Annotated in this window: 14 protein-coding genes; 12 read left to right on the top strand and 2 right to left on the bottom strand. The window is 72.8% G+C overall.

Features of this window, described 5'->3' with window-relative positions; all coding sequences use genetic code 11:
• Positions 1 to 4: 4 nt before the first annotated feature.
• From sucB to ACIBK9_RS30615, 12 genes are all read left to right on the top strand, one after another.
• Positions 5 to 1,468 (top strand): 2-oxoglutarate dehydrogenase, E2 component, dihydrolipoamide succinyltransferase, encoded by a 1,464-nt coding sequence (gene sucB / locus ACIBK9_RS30560; RefSeq protein WP_397162258.1) that lies wholly within the window; start codon positions 5 to 7, stop codon positions 1,466 to 1,468.
• A 64-nt stretch (positions 1,469 to 1,532) separates the two neighbouring features.
• A complete protein-coding gene (locus ACIBK9_RS30565) occupies positions 1,533 to 2,426 on the top strand; it encodes a TIGR01777 family oxidoreductase (RefSeq protein WP_397162259.1) in 894 nt (297 codons plus the stop codon).
• Between the two features lie 36 nt (positions 2,427 to 2,462).
• Positions 2,463 to 3,200 (top strand): Type 1 glutamine amidotransferase-like domain-containing protein, encoded by a 738-nt coding sequence (locus ACIBK9_RS30570; protein WP_397162260.1) that lies wholly within the window; start codon positions 2,463 to 2,465, stop codon positions 3,198 to 3,200.
• Between the two features lie 37 nt (positions 3,201 to 3,237).
• Positions 3,238 to 3,930, top strand: a complete 693-nt coding sequence (lipB, locus tag ACIBK9_RS30575; RefSeq protein WP_358294179.1) for a lipoyl(octanoyl) transferase LipB — start codon at positions 3,238 to 3,240, stop codon at positions 3,928 to 3,930.
• A gap of 56 nt (positions 3,931 to 3,986) precedes the next feature.
• A complete protein-coding gene (locus ACIBK9_RS30580) occupies positions 3,987 to 4,970 on the top strand; it encodes a M48 family metallopeptidase (protein WP_397162261.1) in 984 nt (327 codons plus the stop codon).
• Between the two features lie 42 nt (positions 4,971 to 5,012).
• Entirely contained in the window at positions 5,013 to 5,942 is a 930-nt protein-coding gene (lipA, locus tag ACIBK9_RS30585; protein WP_352353393.1) for a lipoyl synthase, read from the top strand.
• A gap of 83 nt (positions 5,943 to 6,025) precedes the next feature.
• Positions 6,026 to 7,012 (top strand): helix-turn-helix domain-containing protein, encoded by a 987-nt coding sequence (locus ACIBK9_RS30590; protein WP_397162262.1) that lies wholly within the window; start codon positions 6,026 to 6,028, stop codon positions 7,010 to 7,012.
• Positions 7,013 to 7,108: 96 nt separating this feature from the next.
• On the top strand, positions 7,109 to 7,492 hold the full coding sequence (locus ACIBK9_RS30595) for a VOC family protein (RefSeq protein WP_387666083.1): 384 nt from the start codon (positions 7,109 to 7,111) through the stop codon (positions 7,490 to 7,492).
• Entirely contained in the window at positions 7,489 to 8,280 is a 792-nt protein-coding gene (locus ACIBK9_RS30600; protein ID WP_397162263.1) for an alpha/beta fold hydrolase, read from the top strand. The genes ACIBK9_RS30595 and ACIBK9_RS30600 overlap by 4 nt, the downstream gene beginning before the upstream one ends.
• A gap of 67 nt (positions 8,281 to 8,347) precedes the next feature.
• Positions 8,348 to 10,717: a glycoside hydrolase family 3 C-terminal domain-containing protein gene (locus ACIBK9_RS30605; protein ID WP_397162264.1), complete on the top strand. Its 2,370-nt coding sequence runs from the start codon at positions 8,348 to 8,350 to the stop codon at positions 10,715 to 10,717.
• 57 nt (positions 10,718 to 10,774) lie between these two features.
• Positions 10,775 to 11,455, top strand: coding sequence for a DUF4191 domain-containing protein (locus ACIBK9_RS30610; RefSeq protein WP_352323051.1), 681 nt, complete (start codon positions 10,775 to 10,777; stop codon positions 11,453 to 11,455).
• On the top strand, positions 11,455 to 12,219 hold the full coding sequence (locus ACIBK9_RS30615; RefSeq protein ID WP_397162265.1) for a class I SAM-dependent methyltransferase: 765 nt from the start codon (positions 11,455 to 11,457) through the stop codon (positions 12,217 to 12,219). The genes ACIBK9_RS30610 and ACIBK9_RS30615 overlap by 1 nt, the downstream gene beginning before the upstream one ends.
• Here ACIBK9_RS30615 and ACIBK9_RS30620 read toward each other — a convergent pair.
• Complete coding sequence (locus ACIBK9_RS30620) at positions 12,200 to 13,141, bottom strand: hypothetical protein (protein WP_397162266.1); 942 nt, start codon at positions 13,139 to 13,141, stop codon at positions 12,200 to 12,202. The genes ACIBK9_RS30615 and ACIBK9_RS30620 overlap by 20 nt on opposite strands.
• A complete protein-coding gene (locus tag ACIBK9_RS30625) occupies positions 13,138 to 13,764 on the bottom strand; it encodes a TetR/AcrR family transcriptional regulator (RefSeq protein WP_397162267.1) in 627 nt (208 codons plus the stop codon). The genes ACIBK9_RS30620 and ACIBK9_RS30625 overlap by 4 nt, the downstream gene beginning before the upstream one ends.
• Positions 13,765 to 13,771: the final 7 nt, after the last annotated feature.

Below are 13,771 nucleotides of genomic sequence, written 5' to 3' on the forward strand. Positions count from 1 at the left end.
AACGATGCCGGTCTCCGTACAGATGCCCCAGCTCGGCGAGAGCGTGACCGAGGGCACGGTAACCCGTTGGCTGAAGAAGGAGGGCGAGCGCGTCGAGGCCGACGAGCCGCTCCTCGAGGTCTCGACCGACAAGGTCGACACCGAGATCCCGTCGCCTTCCGCGGGTGTCCTCACCAAGATCGTCGTGGCTGAGGACGAGACGGTCGAGGTCGGCGCCGAGCTCGCCATCATCGACGAGAACGCCCAGCCGGGCGCCGCCGCCCCGGCCCCGCAGGCCGCGCCCGAGCCCGAGCCGGAGCCCGAGCCCGAGCCCGCCCCGGCTCCCCCGGCCTCCTCCATCCCGCAGCCGGCCCCGGCCCAGCCCGCTCCCCAGCAGGCCGCCCCGGCTCCGGCCCCGCAGGCCCCGGCCCCGCAGGCGGCTCCGGCTCCGGCCCCGCAGGCCCCGGCTCCGCAGCAGCCCGCCGAGCCCACGCCGCTGCCGTCCTCGGGCGACAGCCCCTACGTGACGCCGCTGGTGCGCAAGCTCGCCAACGAGCACGGCGTCGACCTCGACTCGATCAACGGCACCGGCGTCGGCGGCCGCATCCGCAAGCAGGACGTGCTGGAGGCCGCCAAGTCCCAGCGCGCGCAGGCCGCCGCCCCGGCCGCGGCTCCGGCCGCCCAGCCGGCCGCCGCCGCGCCGGCCCCCGCCGCCGCCCAGGCCCCGGTCGCCGCGGCGCCCGAGCCGGTCGAGGTGGACACCACGCTGCGCGGCCGCACGGAGAAGATGACGCGGCTGCGTCAGACCATCGCCAAGCGCATGGTCGAGTCGCTGCAGACCGCGGCGCAGCTCACGTCGGTCGTCGAGGTCGACGTCACGAAGATCGCCCAGCTCCGGGCGCGGGCGAAGGACGACTTCTTCCGCCGCGAGGGCGTGAAGCTGACCTTCACCCCGTTCTTCGCGATGGCCACCGTCGAGGCGCTCAAGCAGCACCCCAAGCTCAACGCCACGATCAACAACGAGACCAACGAGGTCACGTACTTCGACGTGGAGAACCTGGGCGTCGCGGTCGACACCGAGCGCGGCCTGCTCGCGGCGGTCGTCAAGAACGCCGGCGACCTCAACCTGGCCGGCCTCGCCCGCAAGGTCACCGACCTGGCCGAGCGCACCCGCAACAACCAGGTGACGCCCGACGAGGTCACCGGCGGCACGTTCACGCTGACCAACACCGGCAGCCGTGGCGCGCTGTTCGACACGCCGATCCTCAACCAGCCGCAGGTGGGCATGCTCGGCACCGGCGCGGTCGTCAAGCGGCCCGTCGTGCTCGACACGCCCGAGGGCGAGGTCATCGCGGTGCGTTCGATGGTCTACCTGGCGCTGACCTACGACCACCGCCTGGTCGACGGCGCCGACGCCGCCCGCTTCCTGACGACGATCAAGCGTCGCCTGGAGGAGGGCCGCTTCGAGGCCCAGCTCGGGCTCGCGTAGTCATCGTTCATGAGGCCGGGTGGCTCCTTCGGGGGCCGCCCGGCCTTTGGCGTACTGTGGGGCCATGGCGATCATCGTGACCGGGGCGTCGGGCCTGATCGGTACGGCGCTGGTCGGGGCGCTGCGCGACGAGGGACGGGAGGTCGTCCGCCTGGTCCGGCGGGAGCCCGCGGGGCCCGGAGAGGCGTTCTGGGACCCCTCGGCGGGGGTGATCGACCGGGCCGCGCTCGAAGGGGCCGAAGCCGTGGTGCACCTGGCCGGGGCCTCGGTCGGCGACCGGCGCTGGACCGCGGACTACAAGCGCGAGCTGGTGCGCAGCCGCGTAGAGGGCACCCGGCTGCTGGTCGACGCCCTGCGCGCGCTCGGCAGGCCGCCCGAGGTGCTGCTGTCGGCCTCCGGGGTCGACTTCTACGGCGACACGGGCAGCCGGGAGATCGACGAGAGCCAGGGCAAGGGTCAGGGTTTCCTGGCCGAGCTGTGCGAGCGCTGGGAGCGGGAGGCCGAGCGAGCCGCCGAGGCCGGCTGCCGGGTCGCGCGGCTGCGGACGGCGATGGTGCTGAGCCGGCACGGCGGGGCGCTCGGGCGCATGTTGCCGATCTTCCGCATGGGGCTGGGCGCGCCGCTGGGGACGGGCCGGCAGTACTGGTCGTGGATCTCCTTGGACGATTGGGTGGCCGCCGCACTACATATCCTGAAAAATCGGGATATTGAGGGTCCGGTCAATCTCGGCTCCCCTTCTCCGGTCACCAACGAAGAATTCACCCGGACTCTGGGTAAATGCCTGCGTAAAGGCACAGTCCCCATGCCCGTACCGGCGTTCGCCCTGTCCATCGGGGTGGGCGAATTCGCCCGCGCGGGGCTGCTGCCGAGCCATCGCATGATCCCGCGGAAACTGCTTGACAGCGGCTACGGCTTCACGCATACCCGTCTCGACGAGGCGCTGCGCGCCGTACTGTAGGGTGCCGTTCGTCCTTCAGCACGCAGGAGATCCGACATGAGCAGGTCCGGGCAGTCGCACATTCTGGCCATCGGGGGCGGGTCGTTCCGCCCGAGCGAGCGTCACAACTTCATCGAGGCGAGCGGGTTGCTGCGGTACGGCCTCGACCTGACCGGCCAGGACCGCCCCAAGCTCGGCCTGGTCGCCACCGCCGTCGGCGACTCCTCCGACTGGCTGCTGAAGATGTACGGCGCCTTCTCCGGCTGGGACGTCGAGCTGAGCCACCTGACCGTCTTCCCCATGCCCAACGTGGAGGACGCGCGGGCCTGGGCGCTCGAACAGGACATGATCTACGTCAGCGGTGGCAGCGTGGCCAACCTGATGGCGTTGTGGCGGCTGCACGGCCTCGACGAGGTCTTCGAGGAGGCCTGGCGGGCCGGCGTGGTGCTGTCCGGGCAGAGCGCGGGCGCCCTGTGCTGGCACGTGGGCGGCAACACCGACTCCTTCGGCCCGGCGCTGCGTCCGTGGGCCGACGGGCTCGCGCTGCTGCCGTACTCGTGCGGGGTCCACTACAACGCCGAGCCGCAGCGCCGCCCGCTGCTGCAGGAGTCGGTCGCCTCCGGCGAGCTGCCCGGCGGGTACGCCGCCGACGAGGGCGTCGCCCTGCACTACGTGGGCACCGAGTTCATCCAGGCGGTCACCGTCGACCCGCGGGCCTACGCGTACCGGCTGGAGTACGACGGCTCCAACGGCGTCAAGGAGTTCAGGATCGAGCCACGCCTGTTGACCCCCTGATTACCCGGACAGGGTGAGGGAACGGCACAATAGGCTCATGCGCCCCATCCACGGGGACGATCCCCACGCGCTGGCCGTCGTCCGCCTTGGTGTGGACGTCCCCTACGAGCAAGCCTGGTCGTTGCAGCGCTGGATGCACGGCAAGCGGGTCGCCGGCGAGCTGGGCGACGCGGTCCTGATCCTGGAGCACGCCCCCGTCTACACCGCGGGCAGGCGCACCCTGCCCGGCGACCGCCCCTCCGACGGCACCCCCGTCGTCGACGCCGACCGGGGCGGCCGGGTCACCTGGCACGGCCCCGGCCAGCTCGTCGCCTACCCCATCGTCGCCGTCGCCGACGTGACCCGTTACGTCTGCGCCCTTGAGGAGACGATGATCCAGGTGTGCGCCGACTTCGGCGTCACCGGCCGGCGGGTGCCGGGGCGTCCTGGGGTGTGGGCGGCCGGCGACGTCGCCCTGGGGCTGCCCGACCGGCAGCTCGGCGCGGTCGGCATCCGCGTCGCGCGCGGCGTGACGATGCACGGGTTCGCGCTCAACTGCGCCAACGACCCCCGGTGGTTCAACCGCATCACGCCGTGCGGGCTGCCCGACGCGGGGGTCTCCTCGCTGTCGGCCGAGACCGGCCGCCGGATCGTGGTCGAGGAGGTCATCCCGATCGCCGAGAAGCGGCTGGCCGACGCCCTCGGCAGGGAGCCGTTCGACCTGCACGAGGAGGATCTGCTGCGCAGGTGACCGAATCGGCATCGAACAGCGGTTGAATCTGGATCTTTCCGGCTTAACATCGCCGTGTGAAGCGTTCCGCCGCTCTCGTTCTCGCGCTCCTGGTTCACCTGCTCACGCTGGCCTTCCTCGCGCTGGGCGCGTGGGCCGTGCTGGCGCACCTCGACTCCCTCGTGGCGTGGCTGGTCGGCGGCGTGAGCCTGGCCGTGGGATGGGCCCTGCGGCCCCGCCTGCCCCGCCTGCCGGCCGACGCCGAGGTGCTCGACCGCGCCGCGGCCGGCGAGCTGTACTCGCTGGCCGACCGCGTGGCCGACCGGGCCCGCGTCAAGAGGCCGCGCAAGGTCGCGGTCCGGGACCTGGCCACCGAGACCGTCTATGACCATGTGGGCGTGCCGCGCACGCCGGTGCTGGTCATCGGGCTGCCGTTGTGGCTGGCCCTGACGCCGCGGCAGCGGGTGGCGCTGCTGGCCACCGCGTACGCGCGCACCCCCGCCGCCGAGGAGCTGATCGTGGACGGCGCCCTGTTCACGCTGGCCTCCTGGCACGACGCGCTGCTCGGGTCGAGCGCTCCGCTGAAGATCAGGGAGGAGGCCCAGGCCAAGATCGCCGCTTCGTCGCTGGGCGCGATCGACCAGCCCGGCACGACGTACGAGGCGGCGGGGTTCTTCGGCCGGGTGATCGGGCGGGTGCTGGGCGGCCCGGTGCTGCTGGCGGAGTACGCGCTGACGGCGCTGGCCCGCGCCGGGCGGCCCCGTGCCGAGCAGCGGCGCGAGGCGATCGCCCGGCGGGTCGTGTCCGAGGCCGAGCTGGACGAGCTGCGCGGCCTGGCCGCCGGCGGCTACCTGGCGCCCATCCAGGCCGCGGCGCTGCGCGGCGAGAGCGTCACCGAGATCAGGCAGGGCGCGCTGGCCCGCCACCGGCTCACCGACGACGGCGTGCTGACCTCGGCGCCGCACTCGGAGCTGCTGGACACCGCCGGGTCCGCGCTGATCGACGAGGAGCTGCTGCGCCACTACACCAGGGCGATCCGTGGCTTCGGGCTCATCACCTGACCCTCGACCGGTCCGGTTCCGCGGCGGACGTAAGCTGGACGGGTGACCGTTGCTCCTGATGGCCGAAAGCTCCTCCGCCTGGAGGTGCGCAACGCCGAGACCCCTATCGAGCGCAAGCCCCCGTGGATCAAGACCAAGCTGAAGACGGGCCCCGAATACACCGAGCTGAAATCGCTCGTGCGCCGGGAGGGCCTGCACACGGTCTGTGAAGAGGCGGGCTGTCCCAACATCTACGAGTGCTGGGAAGACCGCGAGGCGACCTTCCTCATCGGCGGCGACCAGTGCACCCGCCGGTGCGACTTCTGCCAGATCGACACGGGCAAGCCCAAGGAATACGACCGCGACGAGCCGCGCCGGGTCGCCGAGTCCGTCCAGCAGATGGGCCTGCGCTACGCGACCGTGACCGGCGTGGCCCGCGACGACCTGCCCGACGGCGGCGCCTGGCTCTACGCCGAGACCGCCCGGCAGATCCACTCGCTGCTGCCCGGCTGCGGCGTCGAGCTGCTGGTGCCCGACTTCAACGGCAACCGCGACCAGCTGGAGGAGGTCTTCTCCAGCAAGCCCGAGGTGTTCGCCCACAACGTCGAGACGGTGCCGCGCATCTTCAAGCGCATCCGCCCCGCCTTCCGCTACGAGCGTTCGCTCGGGGTGATCACGACGGCCCGCGAGGCCGGGCTGGTCACCAAGTCCAACCTGATCCTGGGCATGGGCGAGACCCGCGAAGAGATCGTCGAGGCGATGCGCGACCTGCACGCCGCCGGCACCGACCTGCTGACGATCACCCAGTACCTGCGGCCGACGCCGCGCCACCACCCGGTGGAGCGCTGGGTCAAGCCGGAGGAGTTCGTCGAGCTGCAGGCCGAGGCCGAGGCGATCGGGTTCGCCGGGGTGCTGTCGGGGCCGCTGGTGCGCTCGTCGTACCGCGCGGGCAGGCTCTACCAGCAGGCCATCGCGGCCCGCCAGACCACCTGATCCAGGCTGATCCCAGCTGATCCCGCTTGATCTTGCTTGAGCGGAGCCCCGGGCCGTTGCCCGGGGCTTTTCGCGTCCCTAGCATGGCAGGGCTGCCGAGGGAGGGCGAGGCCGTGGCGACCGTGATCCGCACCAGCGACCTGCCCGCGCGCAGCCGTCACGACGCCTGGCGCGGCATCGTCTGCGACACGCTCGGGCCGCTCGACCTGCGCATCGATTCCGGCGCGCCGCTGCGGGGCGAGATCGAGCTGGGGCAATTAGGCCCCGTGGGCGTGGGCCGGGTGCGCACGTCCACGCCGCACAGCGTCCACCGCACGGCCAAGTTGATCCACCGCGACAACCCCGAGCTCTACCGGGCCGTGCTGGCCGTCTCGGGCAGCCCGGTGCTGCGCCAGGACGGCCGCGAGATCCGCCTGCATAAGGGCGAGTTCGCCATCTACGACTTCACCCGCCCCTACGAGATCGCCTACGACTCGGCGGTGCAGCTGGCGGTGTTCAGCTTCCCGCACGAGCTGCTGCCGCTGCCGTACGACGACGTGGCCCGGCTGACCGCGGTGCCCGTCTCGGCGCGCGAGGGCGCCGGCGCGCTGGCCGTGCCGCTGCTGCGCCGGGTCACCGAGGACTACGACGACTACACCCCGGCCAGCGCGGCCAGGCTGGCGACGGTGGTGATGGAGCTGGTCACCACGGCCCTGGCCGAGCGGGCCGAGCAAGCCGCCGCGGTGCCCGAGGACGCCCGCCGCCGCGCCCTGCTGCTGCGCGTGCGCGCCTTCATCGACCAGCGTCTGGGCTGGTCCGACCTCGATCCGGCGATGGTGGCCGAGGCGCACCACGTCTCGGTGCGTTACCTGCACCGGCTGTTCGAGTCCGAGAACACGACGGTGGCCGCCTGGATCAGGCACCGGCGGCTGGAGCGCTGCCGCGCCGATCTGCTGGGCGCCCGGCACCTGCCGGTCGGCGAGGTCGGGGCGCGGTGGGGGCTGCCCGACTCGGCGCACTTCAGCAGGCTGTTCAAGCGGGCGTACGGGCTGCCGCCGGCCGAGTTCCGGCGCGCCAACCCCGTGCGCTGATCGTCAACCGTCCTGGCACGGGGATCCAAGACGCGCGGGGTCGTGCTGAGCAGACTGAAGGTGTTCCACAACACCTCAGATGCCTAGGAGCACGACATGCAGCTCTTCCTCAACCTTCCGGTCAAGGACCTGGACCGGTCGCAGAAGTTCTTCACCGAGCTCGGCTTCACGATGTACGGCATGGCCGAGGGCATGGCCTCGGTGCTCGTCAACGAGCAGACCCAGGTCATGCTGCTCACCGAGCCGACGTTCTCCACGTACGTCACCAAGGAGATCGCCGACGCCACCACCAGCACCGAGGCCATCCTGGTGCTCGGCATGGAGAACCCGGCCCAGGTGGACGAGCTGGTGGACAAGGCGCTCGCGCTCGGCGCCACCCCGGCCGGCGTGCCGCAGGAGGCCGGGTTCCGCTACCAGCGCGGCTTCGCCGACCTCGACGGGCACCACTGGGAGGCCCTCTGCCTGGTCCAGCCCGCGTGAACGGCCACGCCACCTCGGCGGACGGCACCGTGCTGGCCTACGACAGCTACGGCGCCGGGCCCGCGGTCGTGCTGGTCAACGGCGCGTTCGGCGACCGGGCGCACCCCACGCTGGCGGGTGTGGCCGCCGCGCTGGCGCCCTGGTTCACGGTCGTCAACTACGACCGCAGGGGCCGGGGCGGCAGCGGCGACACCCGGCCGTACGCGGTCGAGCGGGAGATCGAGGACCTGGCGGCGGTGATCGGGGCGGCGGGCGGGACGGCCATGGTGTTCGGGGGCTCGTCCGGCGCGGCGCTCGTGCTGGAGGCCGCCGCCCGGGGCCTCGGCATCACGAGGGTGGCGGTGTGGGAGCCGCCGTACCACGTGGACGACGACGCTCCCCCGCTGCCGGACGACTTCGCCGCGCAGCTCGACGCGCTGGTGGACGCGGGCCGCTGGGAGGAGGCGGTCGAGCGGTTCATGGTGGAGGCGGCCGAGGTGCCGGTCGAGGCCGTGGCCGCGATGCGGGCCGACGCGTCGTGGGCGCACCTCAAGGGCGTGGCCCGCACGCTGGCCTACGAGGCCGCCGTCCTCGGGCCGGGCAACCGGCTGCCGGCCGCCACGCTGGCCGCGATCGCACAGCCGCTGCTGGTGCTGAGCGGGGAGCGGAGCCCCCGGTGGATGGCGGGCGCGGCGCTGGCGGTCGCGGCGGGCGTGCCGGGGGCGCGGCACCGGGTGCTGGAGGAGCAGGCCCACGCCGTGACGCCGGAGGCGCTGGTGCCCGAGTTGCTGGAGTTCTTCGCCCGGTGACAGGCTTTGCGTAACGTAAAGGTCACAAACCTATCGAGTGCTCGGTTTTCTGGTGAACACTGATGCCGTGGAACTCGACGAACTGATCGCCCGGCTCGACCTCCCCACCAAGATCCGCCTGCTCACCGGGGCCGGCATGTGGTCCCTTCCGCCGATCCCCGAGATCGGGCTCGACCGGCTCGTGATGAGCGACGGCCCGATCGGCGTCCGCGGCGAGCAGTGGACCTCCGCCGACCCGTCGATCGCGCTGCCCAGCCCGACCGCGCTCGCGGCCACCTGGGACGTGGAGCTCGTCCGGCGGGCCGGCGCGCTGCTGGCCCAGGAGGCCCGGCGCAAGGGCGTGCACGTGCTGCTCGCGCCCACGATCAACCTGCACCGCTCCCCGCTCGGCGGCCGGCACTTCGAGTGCTTCTCGGAGGATCCGTACCTGACCGGCGAGATCGGCGCGGCCTACGTCGAGGGCGTGCAGGAGGGCGGCGTGGCCACCACGCCCAAGCACTTCGTGGCCAACGACTTCGAGACCGACCGCTTCACCGTGGACGTGCGGGTCGACGAGAAGACGCTGCGCGAGGTGTACCTGCGGCCGTTCGAGCGGGTGGTGCGGGCCGGCGCGTGGGGGCTGATGACGGCCTACAACGCGGTGAACGGCACCACCATGACCGAGCACTCCGCCCTGGTCAACGGCGTGCTGAAGGACGAGTGGGGGTTCGACGGGCTCGTCGTGTCCGACTGGACGGCCGTGCGCAGCACCGAGGCCGCCGCCCTCGGCGGCACCGACGTGGCCATGCCCGGCCCGTTCGGCCCGTGGGGGGACAAGCTGGAGGCCGCCGTCCGGGAGGGGCGGGTGCCCGAGTCGGTGGTCGACGACAAGGTCCGGCGCGTCCTGCGGCTGGCACAGCGTACGGGCGCGCTCGGCGGCGGCGAGGACCGGCCCGTCCCCGGCCCCATCGACGGCCCCATCGACGGCCCCATCGACGGACTCGCGCTGGCCCGCGAGGTGGCCGCGCGCGGGTTCACCCTGCTCACCAACGACGGCGTGCTGCCGCTGCGGGACGTGCGCACGCTCGCGCTCATCGGCTCGGCGGCCGGCGAGGCCCGGGTCATGGGCGGCGGCAGCGCCCAGGTCTTCCCCGACCGGATCGTCTCGCCGCTGGCCGGGCTGAGCGCGCTGGAGGGCGTCGAGGTCCGGCACGCCGTCGGGACCGACCCGCGGATCCGCCTGGCGCCGCTGGCCTGCCCGGTCGTGGCGCAGTTCCTCGCCGCGGGCGGCGGCCTGCTGGCCGAGCATCCGCTGGCGGCGGCCGAGGCGCGGTGGGTCGGCCAGCTGCCGCCGGACGTGGACGGCGAGCGGCTCGGGGCGGTGCGGCTGCGGGCGGCGTACACGCCGGGCACGTCGGGCCGGCACGAGCTGTCGGTGGCGGGCGTGGGCGCCTTCACCGTCACGGTGAACGGCGAGACCGTCCTCGACGCGACGATCGAGCCGGAAGGTGGCGATCCGGCGGCCGCGTTCCTGTCGCCGCCGGAGCGGCGCTTCGCCGTCGAGATGGCCGCGGGCGAGTCGTACGAGCTGAGCGTGACGCATCCGGCGGGGGCCTTCGGGGGCATGGCGTTCGTGGCGTACACGCTGGGCCACGCCGACCCGGCGCCGGGGGCGGACGAGCTGATCGCCGAGGCCGTGCGGGTGGCGGCGGACAGCGACGTGGCGGTAGTCGTGGCCTCGACCACGCCGGAGGTCGAGAGCGAAGGCTTCGACCGCGAGACCCTGGCACTCCCCGGCCGCCAGGACGAGCTGATCCGCGCCGTGGCCGCGGCCAACCCGCGCACGGTGGTCGTGGTCAACGCGGGCTCGCCGGTGGAGATGCCGTGGGCGGACGAGGTCGCGGCCGTGCTGCTGACCTGGTTCCCCGGGCAGGAGGCCGGGTCAGCGCTGGCCGACGTGCTGTCGGGCCGCGCCGAGCCCGGCGGCCGCCTGCCCACCACCTGGCCCGCCACGCTCGCGGACGCCCCCGTCACGGACGTCACCCCCGTGGACGGCGCTGTGGCCTACGACGAGGGCGCGTTCATCGGGTACCGGGCCTGGGAGCGGTCGGGGCGGGTTCCGGCCTTCTGGTTCGGCCACGGCCTCGGCTACACGACGTGGAGCTACGACTCCATCGCCGCCGAGGGCGCGACCGTGACCGTCGCGCTGACCAACACCGGCGACCGCTTCGGCCGCGAGGTCGTGCAGATCTACCTCTGCCGGGGCGCCGACCGCCGCCTGGCCGGGTTCGACGTGGTCGAGGCCGGGCCGGGAGAGACCGTGATCACGACCGTGTTCCTGCCCGACAGCGCCTTCCAGGTGTGGGAGGACGGCTGGCGCACGGTCGAGGGCGAGTACACGCTCCAGGCGTCGCACCACGTCGCGGACCCGAGGCTGTCGATCACGGTGAAGATCTAGCGACAAAGGCCGGTCGCGTTTTCCATAGTGCACCAGTTGGTTTGTATCCTTCTGAGCATGGCAAAGTCCGAGGATCCAGAGAAGCCGGGGCGCATCAAGCAGCTCCGCATGATCGCGCAGATCATCAAGCAGGCCAATCCCAAGGGGATGCCGATCGTCTTCCTCTCGGCGGTGGGCACGCTGGCTGTGGTCGTCGTGATCGGCCTGGTCACGGACTACCTGTGGTATTCGGTGTTCATCGGCGTCCTGGCCGCGCTCACCGTCGGGCTGGTCGTCTTCGGCCAGCTCGCCCAGAAGGCCCAGTACTCGATCCTGCACGGCCAGACCGGCGCCGCCGCCGCGGTCCTGCAGGGCATGCGGGGCAACTGGCAGGTCACCCCGGCCATCGCGGTCAACCGTGACCAGGACCTGGTCCACCTCGTCGTCGGCTTCCCGGGGGTCGTGCTGGTCTCCGAGGGGCCCGGCAACCGGGTGGCCAAGATGCTCGCGGCCGAGAAGAAGCGGGTCGCGCGCGTGGTGCTGGGCGTCGAGATCTACGACATCCAGTGCGGCGACGGCGAGGGCCAGGTGCCGATCGCCAAGCTCCAGCGGCACATCATGAAGCTGCCGCGCAACCTGAAGAAGCCCTCGGTCAACGAGGTCAAGGACCGGCTGCGCTCGCTGCCGAAGAACCTGCCGATGCCCAAGGGCCCGATGCCCAAGGGGGCCCGCATGCCGCGCGGCCCGAAGATGCGCTAGTGCTGTCGGTCTCCTCGCGGGCCAACCGCCACTGGTGGGACGGCAACGCCGACGACTACCAGGTCGAGCACGGCGGCTTCCTGCGGGACACCGGGTTCGTCTGGTGCCCGGAGGGCGTCGACGAAGCCGAGGCGCAACTCCTGGGCGAGGTGCGCGGCCGGCGGGTGCTGGAGATCGGCTGCGGCGCGGCGCAGTGCGCGCGGTGGCTGGTGACGCAGGGGGCCCGGGTGGCCGCCTTCGACATCTCCCACCGGCAGTTGCGCCACTCCCAGCGCATCGACCTCGACACCGGCCTGCGGGTGCCCGTGGCGCAGGCCGACGCCGAGTCGCTGCCGTACGCGTCCGGCGCCTTCGACCTGGCGTGCTCGGCGTACGGGGCGCTGCCGTTCGTGGCCGACCCGCTGGCGGTCTTCCGCGAGGTGCGCAGGGTGCTGCGGCCGGGCGGCCGGTTCGTGTTCTCGGTGAGCCACCCGATCCGGTGGGCCTTCCCCGACGATCCCGGCCCGCGCGGGCTCACCTCCGACCGCTCCTACTTCGACCGCTCGCCCTACGTCGAGCGGGACGACGACGGCACCCCCTCCTACGTCGAGCACCACCGCACGATGGGCGACTGGATCGGCCTGCTGGCCGCCTCCGGGCTGACCCTCACCGGCCTGCTGGAGCCGGAGTGGCCGCAGGGGCACGATCGGGCGTGGGGCGGCTGGAGCCCGCTGCGCGGCCGGCACATCCCCGGCACGGCCATCTTCACCTGCGCGAATACCTAGCCGCCAGCGCCGCGAAGACCTCCTTGGGCTCCCAGCGGGTCTCGTCGAGCATCCTGACCACGCCGTAGGAGCCGAGGTCGTCGGCGCCGCGCCGGTTGTAGGCGGCGAAGGTGAACCAGAACGCGGCCGCCAGGCCCTCGACCTCGAAGACGTCGAGCAACTCCGCGAAGTAGCGGACCTGCTCGCCCTCGTCGGGCACGGCTCCCTCGGGCACCAGCCACGCCGAGCCGCCCCGCTCCCCCGCGCCCTTGTAGGCGCAGGTGCCGAACTCGGTGGCGGCCACCGGCTTGCCGTGGGCGAAGTGGGCGCGCACCTCCGCGGGGAAGTCGGCGGCGTTGTGGGCGGCGCGGTAGGCGTCGACGCCGACGATGTCGAAGGGCGTCCAGTCGACGAACTCCCAGGGGCCCGACGCGTACGTGAGCCGGCCGCCGAACCGGGCCCTGACCGCCGCGGCGGCCTCGGCCAGGAAGGCGTTGAAGCGGGGCGCGACGTCGGCGGCCGTCGTCTGCCACCAGGCGAGGTCGGCCGTCGTCATGGCCTGCAGGCGCTCGCCGTACGTGGCGCCGGGGATGAAGCCGTGGCAGAACGCGCTGGTCTCGCACCCGGCGACCAGCACCACCTCGGCGCCGGTGCGGCGCAGGGACTCGGCGCGCGCGGCGCAGTCGGCGTAGAGGGCGACGGCCTGCTCGGGGGTGGCGTCCACGGGGAAGGGCGCGAACCACACCTCCAGACCGGCCGCCGCGGCCCGCTCGGCCGCGACGGAGAGCCGGTCGGGATCGCCGCCGGAGACGCGGACGGCCGTGCAGTGGAGCTCGTCGGCGATCACCCGCATCTCGCGGGCGACGACGTCGGGATCGAAGGTCCGGCGGCTGAGCTGCGGGCCGTTCAGAAACCCAGTGTCATAGTTAATCCCTTTTTTCACTGTTTTTCCTCTTTTATGGATGAAAAGCCGTTTTCGAGGAGATCGAAGGCCGTCTCGACGTCGTCCGCCAGCAGCCGGCCCGCCTCCTCCAGCGAGTCCCCCGAGGCGAGCCGGTGGAAGAACGCCTCCTGCAGCGTGGTGATCGTGGCGGTGATCTGGGCCGCCATGAGCTGGGCGGTCAGGTCGCCCGCGGGCGCGCCCACGGCCTCGCCCAGCGCCGCGGCCAGCGCGTGCCGCTCGCCCGCGTGGGTCAGCTGGACGGCCGCCAGCAGCGCCGGGGTGGCCGCGATCACCCGGACGCGGGTCAGCAGCCCCTCCACGTCCACGTCCCGCGCCCCCTGGGCGGCCATCGTCCGGTAGTGCTCGCGCAGCGCGCCGAGCGGCGAGACGCCCGGCGCCCGGCCCGCCACGATCGCGGCCGTGTCCTCCGTGACGCCGTCGAGGGCCAGGCACTCCTTGCTGGGGAAGTACGCGAACAGCGTGACCTTCGCGACCCCGGCCGCCTCGGCGATCTCGTTGACCGTCACCGCGTCGTAGCCGCGCTCGGCGAACAGGCGCAGAGCCGTCTCCGCGATGCGCCGCCGCGTCTGCTCCTTCTTGCGCTCCCTGAGTCCCGCCATCATGACTCCA

The organism is Nonomuraea sp. NPDC050227 (assembly GCF_044459705.1).
Taxonomy (GTDB): domain Bacteria; phylum Actinomycetota; class Actinomycetes; order Streptosporangiales; family Streptosporangiaceae; genus Nonomuraea.

Excerpts from the sequence above, each read along its gene's own strand:
- sucB (WP_397162258.1), top strand. The coding sequence starts at position 5 with ATGCCGGTCTCCGTACAGATGCCCCAGCTCGGCGAGAGCGTGACCGAG.
- ACIBK9_RS30565 (WP_397162259.1), top strand. The coding sequence starts at position 1,533 with ATGGCGATCATCGTGACCGGGGCGTCGGGCCTGATCGGTACGGCGCTG.
- ACIBK9_RS30570 (WP_397162260.1), top strand. The coding sequence starts at position 2,463 with ATGAGCAGGTCCGGGCAGTCGCACATTCTGGCCATCGGGGGCGGGTCG.
- lipB (WP_358294179.1), top strand. The coding sequence starts at position 3,238 with ATGCGCCCCATCCACGGGGACGATCCCCACGCGCTGGCCGTCGTCCGC.
- ACIBK9_RS30590 (WP_397162262.1), top strand. The coding sequence starts at position 6,026 with ATGGCAGGGCTGCCGAGGGAGGGCGAGGCCGTGGCGACCGTGATCCGC.
- ACIBK9_RS30595 (WP_387666083.1), top strand. The coding sequence starts at position 7,109 with ATGCAGCTCTTCCTCAACCTTCCGGTCAAGGACCTGGACCGGTCGCAG.
- ACIBK9_RS30610 (WP_352323051.1), top strand. The coding sequence starts at position 10,775 with ATGGCAAAGTCCGAGGATCCAGAGAAGCCGGGGCGCATCAAGCAGCTC.
- ACIBK9_RS30625 (WP_397162267.1), bottom strand. The coding sequence starts at position 13,764 with ATGATGGCGGGACTCAGGGAGCGCAAGAAGGAGCAGACGCGGCGGCGC.